Genomic DNA, 2021 nt, shown 5'->3' on the forward strand with positions numbered 1-2021 from the left:
CAACCGCTTCCCCTATCTCGACCCGCTCAACCACGTGCAGGTCGAGCTGTTGAAGGAGCACCGCGCGCAGAACCCGGACGAGCAGGTGCTGCGCGGGATTCAGCTGACGATCAACGGAATTTCGGCGGGGTTGCGGAATACGGGGTAGGGTAACGCAACTGCTCCGCCCTCGATCGTCATGCCCGGGCTTGTCCCGGGCATCCACCTTCTTCGTGCAGTGTGGCAAGGCGTGGATGGCCGGGACAAGCCCGGCCATGACGTGGAGAGTATGTGTCCCTACACCGGATCCCAGGTGAAGATGTCGGCCGAACGATCCAGCTTGTAGAACGAGCCCTTCAGCGCCGGCATGCCGTGCTCCGCGATCGATTGCGGCGTCCAGCCTTCGCTCCGCTGCACCGAGCGGATCGGGCGGTTCTGGCTGAACAGGAAGATCTCGTTCATGCGCACGCCGAAGATCTGCCCGGTGACGTCCTTGGCGGAATCGCCGAGCAGGTAGCCGCACAGCGGCGCGATCTTTTCCGGTCCCATCTGCTTGATCTTCTCGACGCGCGCCTTCTCGGCCTCGGTCTCGGTCGGGATGGTGCCGATCATGCGCGTCCAGGCGAACGGTGAGACGCAGTTGGAGCGGACGTTGAAGCGGCCCATGTCGAGCGCGATCGACTTGGAGAGGCCGACGATGCCGAGCTTGGCAGCGGCGTAATTGGCCTGGCCGAAATTGCCGATCAGGCCCGAGGTCGAGGTGAAGTGCACGAACGAGCCCGACTCCTGCTCGCGGAAGATGCGTGCCGCAGCGTGGCTGACATAGAACGAGCCCATCAGATGCACCTTGATGACGGCCTCGAACGCTTCCACGCTCATCTTGTGGAAGATCATGTCGCGCAGGATGCCGGCATTGTTGACGACGCCGTCGACCCGGCCGAAATGATCGGTCGCGGTCTTCACGATCTTGCTGGCGGGGATGGCTTCCGCCACCGATTCGAAATTGGCGACCGCGGTGCCGCCGCGCTTCTTGATCTCCTCGACCACCTCCTCGGCCGGCGCGGCGTTCGAGCCGCCGCCGTCGGCGGCGCCGCCGGGATCGTTGACCACGACCTTGGCCCCTTCGCCGGCGCAGAGCAGCGCAATCTCGCGCCCGATGCCCCGGCCTGCGCCGGTGACGATGATGACCTTGTCTTGCAGTGATTTGCTCATGGGGGTGCCTCTCTATGTTGTCTTCATCGCCGCGTCTAACCCAGCTTGTCATGCGCGGGCTTGACCCGCGCATCCATCTTCAGACGAGGATGGATTGCCGGGGCAAGCCCGGCAATGACGGCTGGGTATTGCCGCGCCGTTACCTCTCGTTCGTAAACACGATCGTGCCCGACGCTGCGAACATGCCGCCCACGCCGTGGCACACCGAAATCTTCGCGTTCGGCACCTGGGCCGGCGCGATCCCGCGCATCTGGCGCACGCTCTCCTGCAGCGCGTACATGCCGTACATGCCCGAATGCATGTAGCTCAATCCGCCGCCATTGGTGTTGAGCGGCAGCTTCCCGCCAGGCCGCGTGTTGCCGTCCGCGATGAACTGGCCGGTCTCTTCATACGGCATGAAGCCGAGGTCGCCGAGCCCGAACAGCGGCAGATGCGCGAACGCATCGTAGATCATGAGATGGTCGACATCCCCATGCGCAATGCCGGCCTCCTTGAAGGCCAGCGGCCCCGCGGTCTTGAACGCGCGCGAGGAGTTGAACGTCTCCATCTGGCTGACCATCGGCGTTTCCACGCTCTCGCCGGTGCCCATGATGTAGATCGGCTTCCTCGGAAAGTCCTTGGCGCGGTCGGCCGAGGTCAGGATCAGCGCGCCGCCGCCGTCGGTGACGAGGCAGCACTGCAGAAGCCGGAACGGATAGGCAATCATGCGCGAGTTGAGCACGTCGGCCACCGTGATCGGGTCCTTCATCATCGCGCGCGGATTCTTCGCCGCCCATTCCCGCTGCACCACCGCCACCGAAGCCAGCTGCTCGTGGGTGATGCCGTAGGTC

General features: G+C 64.4%; 2 protein-coding genes and 1 pseudogene. 1 reads left to right on the forward strand and 2 read right to left on the reverse strand.

The window, feature by feature from the left end:
• On the forward strand, positions 1-148 hold a 148-nt coding region (locus tag JHD07_RS17945; protein WP_291624496.1), incomplete at its 5' end, for a phosphoenolpyruvate carboxylase.
• Positions 149-276: 128 nt separating this feature from the next.
• On the opposite strand, the gene JHD07_RS17950 is transcribed toward JHD07_RS17945, so the two are convergent.
• On the reverse strand, positions 277-1191 hold the full coding sequence (locus JHD07_RS17950; RefSeq protein ID WP_291624494.1) for an SDR family NAD(P)-dependent oxidoreductase: 915 nt from the start codon (positions 1189-1191) through the stop codon (positions 277-279).
• Between the two features lie 139 nt (positions 1192-1330).
• Positions 1331-2021, reverse strand: a pseudogene (locus JHD07_RS17955) (thiolase); the annotation flags it as partial.

This window comes from Bradyrhizobium sp. (genome assembly GCF_016462955.1).
GTDB lineage: Bacteria > Pseudomonadota > Alphaproteobacteria > Rhizobiales > Xanthobacteraceae > Bradyrhizobium.